Source organism: Sinomicrobium weinanense (assembly GCF_018863395.1).
Taxonomy (GTDB): domain Bacteria; phylum Bacteroidota; class Bacteroidia; order Flavobacteriales; family Flavobacteriaceae; genus Sinomicrobium; species Sinomicrobium weinanense.
Map to the genome: position 1 here is coordinate 1 of NZ_JAHKRR010000019.1, position 9,949 is coordinate 9,949.

A 9,949-nucleotide genomic window follows, 5' to 3' on the forward strand; every position below is an offset into this window, starting at 1 on the left:
TCCCTTCCTATCCTTCACTCTTCCTCTGCAAAGCGGGTGCAAATATAGAACCCTTTTTTCATTCCAGCCAACATTTATTTGCCCTTTTTTTAAAAAAATTTAAGCCCCGCTGAATATGAAGAAGTTATAAGAAATGATCATGGGGAAATATTTCGTGTTTTCTTATTTTCACGTATTCCGCAGCCCCCTGTTTATCTGAAAAAATTCCAGACAAGGCCGAAACGCACGATAAAATCCCGGTAAGGATTATTGGGTGCGGAATAGTAATCATACCCGGTAAACGAAGAATTAAAGTGTTCGGCTTTTAAATAGATCCGGGTTTGGCGCACACGGGCATTGATAAAAAAGTCCGCCAGCGGGAAGCCTCCTATCTTTTCGCGGGTCTGGGTGTAGAATTCTCCCAGCAGGGGATTGTAGCCATCCGCATAGTACTCGGTAAAATATTTAAAGGTGATCCCGACCTGCAGGAACATCGCTTTTTTAAACACATCATTGGAATAGTAGAGTGTATTCCTGGTTATAAATTCGGGAGTATTCATCACAAGGTCGTCCTGAGCGACATTCTGGTACATTATCGTATTGCGCAGGGCAAATTTTCCCAGCCGGAATTCATTTTCCCCTTTTACTTTCAGGTAACTGATCGTCCCTCCGTATTGCGCAGGCCTGGACAGGACCATGTTCGGTTGATCTTCCGCATCTGCGGTTTCATAAAAGTACGTATAGTCGTCTATCGTGGCATAGCTTGCGGTTATACTACCCCATTTTTTCGATCGCAATGTCCCTCCGAGCGTATATACTTTTTCGGTACCGAAATCGCCATCGTTCTGCCAGTTGTAATTTTTATAGTCGCTGAGATAGAGGAGAAAATTATAGTTGGGCATCCTGGCCGTTGAGGAAATGAAGCCCGAAAGCCTGAGATCGTCGCTAATATCGTAAGAAGCCGTGCCGTTAAAAGTATTACCACTAAGGTCTCCCATCATATTAACCTCGATATCCGCATTGAGGTTTACCCTTCCTATGGTTTTTGCCCATTCTCCCCCTATGGCTATTTCATCGCCATTGAGCTTATTGCCAATAACCCCGTCATCGCTATAAATGACGGTATTGAAGAAATAGTTGTAATTATAATGACTGGCCTTGAATTTCAGGTCGCCAAAAATCCTATCGCCATAATTAAGGCTCAACTGATTATACATGGTCTTAAGCCTCGCCCTGTCTTCCAGGTCGGAAGGCTGGTAGGCAGCACCGAAATAATCTTCATCGGCACTTTCCTGCAAAAATTTATAGAACTTGGTTTCGTACTGAAATTCGTGCCCGAAGGACAAACGGGAAAAGGCCTTTCCGGGACGTACCAGGAAATATTCATGATCCAGGAAATACCTTTTACCGATAAGGAGGTTTTCTGCATTCTCGAAGAACACATCCATCCTGGCCCGGTCGGAAAACTCGGGTTCTCCGGATTCGAACTGGTCCCTGTTGGATATCCCTCCGTTTTCCTGGTTGAGGATATCCTGAGCCGTAAAGTGTGCCCGCATCCGGTATTTATTGTCTTTTGTCGTGTAATTGGTCGTAACGCGGAAATTCCCGGTACTGGATAGTGTGTGCTGATATTTTCCCAGCGATCGCATCCCTTTATAGGCAATGGAGAAATTGAGCCGCCTTGACGTATTCATGGTGATGAACGCATCGAGTAACTGCCCCTGCTCCATAGTGGTCTTAAACAGAAGATCCGTAGTCGGGGTAGGCACACTATAATAATTGATATCTTCTGCCTCCATATAATTAAAGTGCTTGGAACGCGCTCCTAATTCCGGGTACAAACCGGTAGTCCGGAAATTCTTTGCCAGGGAATTATAGGTCTGCCCCATATTGGAAAAAGGCAGTAATTCGAAATTATCCCTTCTGAGATAGTTATACCTGTATTCCTTATCTATGGTCAATGAAGTGTCGAGATAAGTGGTATCCCGTTTGTAAGAGATGATCTTATAATCTTTTATATCGGCAACAGTATCATTTACAGACTTGCCCTTTCCGCCGGGTTTACGGGAACGAGACACAGTATCCCCTTTTTTTTCTGGAAAATTCTTTTCCTGTCCTTTTACAATTACCGTAAAAAACAACAGGGCACATAAGAAAAATATACGCTTCATTTAAACCGGGTTCCTTAGATATAGTGAAAACGCTCTACTCGGATCGTTCTTGTATTATGCCGTAAAACCATATATAACAGCATTAAAGGCAAAGGTATATTTTTTGGAAGAATAAGGGAGGGATTTGTTAAACTAAAAAAGCCCGGAGATCATACGCATTACACTCCGGGCTCTGAATATTTACAATTATATTATTTAATACCCTTGGTTTTGAACGATATTAGAATTAGCTCCTATTTCCGAAAAAGGAATTGGAAAAGCATAATTATAACTACCATAATCAGGTCCTCCGTGCGTCTGATCCAATCCGTCAACTAAGGGAATATCGCTTCCTGTCCGGGCCAGGTCATCAAATCGAAATCCTTCAAAAGCCAACTCTTTTCTACGTTCCAGCAAAATATTATCCTTAGTGGCTTCAGAATAAGGTGATGCATTCCTCTCGGCCGGAATCATATTGAGATAAGTCAAAGCCTCTCCTGAATTTCCGGTTTCCAGTAATGCTTCTGCGTATATAAGGATCATTTCCTCATACCTGATCACAAAAATATTATCATCATAAGGTGCTAATGAAGAATACTTTCCTACATTACGCAGATAATCCCCGGTCTTATTTATCATTTCGGGAGCAGCCCTAACATCATCCTCCTCATACATATCCAACAAGTCCTGAAGTACCACTACATCACCATAGTTCGTATTTTGATATATATTAGCCAGGCCATTAATCCCTTCATTATTAACGGCATTATAGCCTAATTCAAAAATTGAATTGGGAGTAGAATCCGTACTGAAAATATCCTTGTACTTATCTGCTTCAGTGATTTGAAACTTTCCGGAATCAATAACCGCCTTGGCAGCTGCTAAGGCCGTATTCCAATCTCCAAAGTACAATGCTATTCTAGCTCTGATGGCATTTACAGCATTGGTAGTTATTGTTTGTTTAGAGGTATCATCCAATTCTTCTGACATCAGGTCTAACGCAGCATCCAGGTCACTCATGGCCATATCTCTCACCTCCGCAACTGTGCTTCTGGATGGATATAAATTGTCTTCCTCCCTAAATGTAGTTACATACGGAACTCCTAATGCATCCAAACCTCCCTGTCCTTCAACATGTTGTTGACCGTACAACTTAACAAGATCGAAATGCACCAGTGCCCTTATAACAAATGCCTGTCCTTTAAAATGGTTAACTGCCTTCATATCCACCCCTTCTTCCAGTTCTTCAGGATCCTTATTGATAATCGTATTAACCGATGCAATTACCTGATACATTCTCTCCCAGGTATCTGAAGGATACGCATCTGTGGAAACCATATTCATTTCGGCCGCATTCACAAAACGATTAGAATTAGCATTTGAATACATATTATCGCTACGGACTTCTCCGTATACAATATAATCCCTGCCATAATACTGGGTTCTGGACATTCTGTCATAAGCCCCGTAAAGAAGTCCTTTCAGATCTTCTTCATTATTAATACTCAAATCAATATTTTTGTTCTGCGAAAGATTAGGTTCCAAATCACTGTCGGAACAAGATTGCAAACCGAAACCGACGCAAACCAATAATATATATAATATTTTTCTCATTTCTTTAGAATTTTACATTTACACCAAACACATACGATTTAACCGGAGGCGTACTTAGGTATGTATAACCACTGGCCCTTACCTCCGGATCCAGTTTCAACCCGCTATCCTTTACCCAAGTAGCCAGGTTAGACCCTCTTAGCGTAAAAGTAACTCCATCTACACCTAAGGCTTCCAGCGCTGTATCCGGCAAATTAAACCCGATGGTAACGTCCTTTAACCTAATATAATCTCCATCATACAAATGCCTGGATGATGTACGTCCAAAATTATCGTTTGTTGCATATTGCAACTTAGGTACATCTGTAATGTCCCCCGGTTGTTGCCATCGTTCTAACAATTCTTCAATTCCATTATTAGAGCCTAAAGTAAACCTATTAGTCTGAAAATAATGTTGCGCGTATTGCTCATAAATTTTATGCCCTCCTGCATAATACAAACTAGCATCCAGGAAGAACCATTTGTATTTGAACTGAGTTGACAGTCCTCCCGTATATTTAGGCAAGGGACTGGCCCCCTGATATACGCGTTCCGCCTGACTGTAATTAGAAGTTACTTCTCCGTCTACTCCATTTACATACCATTGCGGAGCACCTGTTTGAGGATCAACTCCAGCCCAGGTAGGCATATACCATGCCCCAACAGGCAGTCCGATTTCTGTGGTCTTATAAGAACTGCTGCCGTCCGGATTACGTGGGGTACCATTTTGATCCAATGCCAATTCGGTAACTTCATTTTTTACCGTAGCATAATTTGCGGAAACAGACCAATTAAAATCTTCACTTCTCAATATATCGAAATCCAATTGCAATTCAACTCCCTTGTTTACCATTTCACCTACATTAATAGTTTGATCGCTAAAACCAGTAGTTAAGGACAAAGGCACTTCCTGTAACAAATCGTAAGTTCTTCGACGAAAATAAGTTGCCGAACCGGTAAGTCTGTTATCTAACACTCCGAATTCCAAGCCTACGTCTGTAGTGGCAGCTTTTTCCCAGGATAAATAATCATTCCCGTATTGGCTCGGATATGGAGCTCCGTTCCCCGTATATGACCTATTAAAATCCATAAGAGGTTGGTATTGGTTGATCTTTTCTCCAGCATTTCCCGTAACACCATAAGATCCTCTTAAACGCAGTTTACTAAAGACCGTATCGTCCATAAAATCCTCGTCATCAATGTTCCAGGCTCCTCCAACAGACCAGAAATCACCAAATCTTCTCCCGGGGAAGAAACGGGATGAACCTTCACGTCTGTATGTAAAGTCTAAAACATACTTCCCTCTGTAATTATAGTTCAACATTCCCAAATAAGAAACATTCTTCCAGTTTGTATACTGCGAATCTGCATCATAATTAGCACTTGCCGAGTTTATATTTGTCAATCCGTCAGCAGGAAAATTTTCTCCGTACCCATAGACATACGACATCTCATTCTTCTGATATTCAAACAGGGCAGTAACATCAAAATTATGATCTCCGTTTATGGAAAATCTATAATTCAAGGAACTCTGAGATACCCAGTTATAATTTTTCCTTACAGAGGATTCTGCATAACCATTGGTCGCCTCTCCGTCACCATGATATCTGTTAGCATATCTTTTGTAATCATTAGATAAATAATCTATACTAAAACGTGTTTTAAAGGTGAGGTTATCTATTACTTCCCAATTCAATGCAGAATTAATCAACCCTCTTGTCAAATTATTCCTGTTGATATCGTTCGCCAACGTATACAAGGTATTGAACACAGATGAATTTATATCCGTATTATAACTCCCGTCTTCATTATATGGCTGTTCGTAAGGAGACATATAATAACGTGTCAAATACGGATTCCCATAATATGATCCCTGTTCTAAAAGTGCGTCCTGTACTGTATTTGAAACATTAATAGAGGTGGAAAAATCAAGTCTTTTTGTAAGTTTTTGATTCACGCTTAACAATCCTGTAATCCGCCTGAAATCATTAGAAACAACAGTGTTTTCAGTTTTGTTATACCCCAAAGAAGCATAAAAATTCGATTTTTCAGAACCTCCCCTTGCGGAAAGATTATACGTTTGAAGCATCGCATTTTTATTCTTTAGCGCATCATACCAATCGCCTTCTTTACCATTCCAATCCGCAGTTCCGCCAATATTATTTTCTATCATAAAATCATATGCCTCTTCTCTGGTGAAGTCGTTATCTTTACTATAAGAGTTATAAACAGCTTCTTCCGTCAACATAATCCTTTCTGCCCCTGTAAGCGGCCTTCTTTTATTATATGCATCGTTTCGAATACCAATGGCTGAAGAAAAATCAAATGATACTTTTCCTTCTTTTCCTTTTTTAGTTGTTATAACTATTACTCCATTGGTTCCTCGAGCTCCATACGCAGCTGTTGCCGAAGCATCTTTCAAAACAGTAATACTTTCAATATCTTTACTATTGATTGCAGCCAAAGGACTTATTGAACTACCTGTCCCGGCAGATCCGTCATCCTCTACACTACCCGATATGTTAGAATTCATAACAGGCACCCCGTCTATCACATATAACGGTTCATTATTAGCGGTAATAGAACTTACACCCCGAATCCTGATATTCTGAGCAGACCCCGGAGTCCCTGAAGTTTGAGAAATAGCCACCCCTGCTACCTTACCCTGTAAGGCCTGGTCAACAGTTACAACGGGAATATCCTCAACAATTCCGCCCTGTATCTGATCAGAACTACCCGTGACTTTACTCCTGTCCATTGTCCTATACCCCAACACTACTACTTCTTCCAGGGCCTGGGTATCATTTGCCATCACAACATCCACGGTATTCGAAGCTCCTACCGTTTTTTCGATGGCCGTCATGCCGATATAGGTAAATTGTAGTACCTGCCCCTCAGCGGCAGTAATACTGTAATTCCCGTCAAAATCGGTCTGGGTTCCCGTAGCTGTCCCCTTAATTACAATGTTGACCCCCGGTAACGGCACACCACCCTGGTCCGTCACATTACCTGTGATCGTTTTCTCCTGTGCAAAGGAGAACTGTACAATAAACGCCAACAAAAGCGTCAAAATCTGTGTAAAGTTTGATCTCATATTACATATATTTGATTTAGCTATGAACAAATATTGAAATTTTTCTCCGGGAATAACAAAAATTTAACACGAGGGAAATGTTAAACACATTTAGTTGTAAATGTTAATTTTTTGAAGCAAACAAAAGTTTATTTACCCCTAAACAACAAAAGGATTATTAAAGGAGAATAAAAACACAAAACACCGCAATAAATTAACGTACAAAAAAGTTTTGTTTTACCTTAATCCTTGCCTTTTTCTGATCGACAAGACATGTAAAAAATGAAGGGTTTTTCTTAAAATACACTTTCGCCATGACTCACTGCCATTTATTCCCGTTTATTGTTTTATTTTGTTAACAAAACAAAAACAATATGCTAAAACACCACCTGCACAAAATCCTGGAAGCGGGAACCGATGAAGCCGGAAGAGGATGCCTTGCCGGGCCGGTTACGGCGGCGGCGGTCATACTCCCCGAAGACTTTACCAATACCACCCTGAACGACTCCAAACAACTTTCGGAACAGCGCAGGAAATTATTGCGCCCGGTGGTAGAAGAGCAGGCCCTGTGCTATGGAGTGTGCCACGTCTTTGAAGCGGAAATAGACGAGATAAACATACTGAATGCTTCTATAACAGGGATGCACAGAGCCATTGACCAGCTATCTGTCATCCCCGAATTCATCCTGGTAGACGGTAACAGGTTCAGACCCTATAAAAATATTCCGCATGAGTGCATTATTAAAGGCGATGGTAAGTACATGAGCATCGCCGCGGCATCTGTACTGGCCAAGACCTATCGCGACGCCTATATGGAAAAGATCCATGAAGAATTCCCCATGTATAACTGGAAGAAAAATAAGGGCTACCCTACCAAAGAGCACCGGGAGGCCATCAGGAAATACGGGGCTAGCAAATATCACAGGAAGAGTTTCCGGTTGTTGCCGGAGCAGTTGAAGCTGGAGTTTTGAGAAAAAGCGAATCCTGAAAAGGCATCGCACTTTATTTTCCCGTCCAAAATCTCCCTAATATAAGTTCCTTAGAAAAGGAAAAGCTATGAATTAATCTATAATTTCTTTCACTAAAATAGTGTCTTTTTTAATTAAAACTTTATAATAATCTATCGAAGGGACTCCATTGCTATAATACCCAAAACCTTCCGTTTTGTATTTCCCTTTGGAAAATATTGTTATAGTATAGGAGCCATCACCACTCACTTTCTTGTCATTGCCGTTAAAATCTAAAAAAGAAGAAGTTATATCTTTATTTATATCATACATTTTTATCTTTGTGAAACCATTCGATATTTCAACAGAATCTATCACATTTCCACTTTCATTTTTAAGTTCAAACTCAACTCCATGATTATAGCATCCCGTTAAAAAAGAAAATAATATTATTATGAATACACTTTTTTTCATAAATCATTTAATTTATTGATTAGTTGGGGTTAATTTTGTTGTACTTATTATGCCATAATTGGGAGGTACTATAGTTGATAACGGGGATAAATATCTTAATTCCCCATCAAGTATTTTTTGATATATTGCATCTGCAAACCCTTGATTAGTCATATCTGGGTTAGATGCAGCAAACATAATACCTACTTCATTATTGTATAAATCCATTTTTTTCTCCAAATTAAGATTACTTGGCACTTCACTCTCATGTGCATCCGCAAACTGTCCTGTAAATGAGATTCCTACATCTCTAGTATTAATAGCTTGATAAAATGCATGTCTAAATGCGTCCGATTTATCATTTCTACCATTACGATTAAATTTATTTACTGTCATAAAAGTAGCTATTTCTCTATTTTTGAATATTTTGTAACCCTTAACTGGATTTGATTTCACTAAATCTCTTTCAGTCTGAGTCACATTATTCCATACATTATAAGGATCTTGTTGGGTAAACACGGGATGAGTTAAAATTAGATCATAATCTTGGTACATTTCGGCATGAAACCATAGTTCCGCGAATTCTTTAGCCTCCGGAGAAAATAGTTCTGGTTCCAGAAAATCAAATAGCTTTTGAGCAAACCACAGATTATTTCTTAACCAATTTTTTTCAAAGCTACTCAATCCTTCAAGAGCATCCAATATAATTTCACATTCAACATATACATTTTCATCATCGCCCAATATTAATATTGGAGTACTCCCCCCGGCTCCTCCATTACTACCTACCCCAGATACTATTTCTCCATCTATAGTTGTATATTCCCCCATACTAATGGTACTATTTGGGCCATCATTCACCTCATAATCAACTATGACGGTTACCTCCTGGATAAAACCAGGGGTGCAATTCGAACCAGCCAAATGCCATGTCCCATGAACATTACCTTCACTCCAATCACAAACTAATACAGTTATCTCTATAAAACTTGTTTTTTGAGCCAATAATCCAGAAACATCCATATCTACAGAAGTCACTTTTAACGAACCATTAAACGCATATGCAGAATGCCCTGGATGGCTAACAAAACCTTTATTTTCCGGGATATAACTCAGAATATAACTGTTAATAGAATTATTTTGGTCTATTGAAATAATAAGATTGTCTACGGTACCTGTTTGCGATTCTTCTCTTTTTGCCAAAATGCTGTATGTAGTACCCGAATTTCTTTTAACCCTTACAACTTTATTGGAATCAATCGTGAAATTCTGTTTCTTTTTTGATGCATTATTATTTTGTTTCGCTTTCTCAATGTTAGATGCTATTTTTTTTAATGATTCATGGAAATGTATATCCCCCTTAAAATTATCGATTGTGCCTTGCCGCATATCAATACCGGGGTCATCATATTTTATAGTCTCTTCGAGAGCGGGTTCGACACTTTCTTTTTGACACCCAAAGAAAAACAAGGAAACGGAAGTAAACAAAATCGCGGTGAAAATAAATTTTAGTAATTTTTCCATCATGCTAAATAATTTAAGAGTTTGTTAATAATAAAAGTAAAGAAAAAAGTATTCCATTGAAATAAGAGCTAACCTATAATCTATAAAACAAGAATTATAAGCCTGTAAGCTTCCCTAAAAACTGAACTGTTTAAAATTATAAAAATGATTAATTTTAAACCTCAGTTCAAAAAATGAAAAAGAGTAAATTTTCACCCCAGCAAATCGCCAGGATTTTAAAAGAGTTTGAC

Annotated in this window: 6 protein-coding genes; 1 reads left to right on the top strand and 5 read right to left on the bottom strand. The window is 39.2% G+C overall.

The features are described from left to right. Nucleotides 1-191: 191 nt before the first annotated feature. The 3 genes from KN811_RS21560 to KN811_RS21570 form a co-directional block, all read right to left on the bottom strand. Nucleotides 192-2,150 (bottom strand): putative porin, encoded by a 1,959-nt coding sequence (locus tag KN811_RS21560; protein ID WP_187967614.1) that lies wholly within the window; start codon nucleotides 2,148-2,150, stop codon nucleotides 192-194. Nucleotides 2,151-2,345: 195 nt separating this feature from the next. Then, entirely contained in the window at nucleotides 2,346-3,743 is a 1,398-nt protein-coding gene (locus tag KN811_RS21565; RefSeq protein ID WP_187967615.1) for a RagB/SusD family nutrient uptake outer membrane protein, read from the bottom strand. Nucleotides 3,744-3,747: 4 nt separating this feature from the next. Further along, nucleotides 3,748-6,816, bottom strand: coding sequence for a SusC/RagA family TonB-linked outer membrane protein (locus tag KN811_RS21570; RefSeq protein WP_187967616.1), 3,069 nt, complete (start codon nucleotides 6,814-6,816; stop codon nucleotides 3,748-3,750). Nucleotides 6,817-7,169: 353 nt separating this feature from the next. Here KN811_RS21570 and KN811_RS21575 point away from each other — a divergent pair, with 353 nt between their 5' ends. Beyond that, the gene (locus tag KN811_RS21575; protein ID WP_187967617.1) at nucleotides 7,170-7,766 is read left to right on the top strand and encodes a ribonuclease HII; all 597 of its coding nucleotides are present in this window, start codon (nucleotides 7,170-7,172) and stop codon (nucleotides 7,764-7,766) included. A gap of 90 nt (nucleotides 7,767-7,856) precedes the next feature. Here the strand turns inward: KN811_RS21575 and KN811_RS21580 are convergent, their stop codons facing one another. Then, nucleotides 7,857-8,216 carry a hypothetical protein gene (locus KN811_RS21580; protein ID WP_187967618.1) on the bottom strand — a complete coding sequence of 120 codons (360 nt, stop codon included), beginning with the start codon at nucleotides 8,214-8,216 and terminating at the stop codon, nucleotides 7,857-7,859. A 12-nt stretch (nucleotides 8,217-8,228) separates the two neighbouring features. After that, nucleotides 8,229-9,722, bottom strand: coding sequence for a DUF6973 domain-containing protein (locus KN811_RS21585; protein WP_187967619.1), 1,494 nt, complete (start codon nucleotides 9,720-9,722; stop codon nucleotides 8,229-8,231). Nucleotides 9,723-9,949 lie beyond the last annotated feature (227 nt).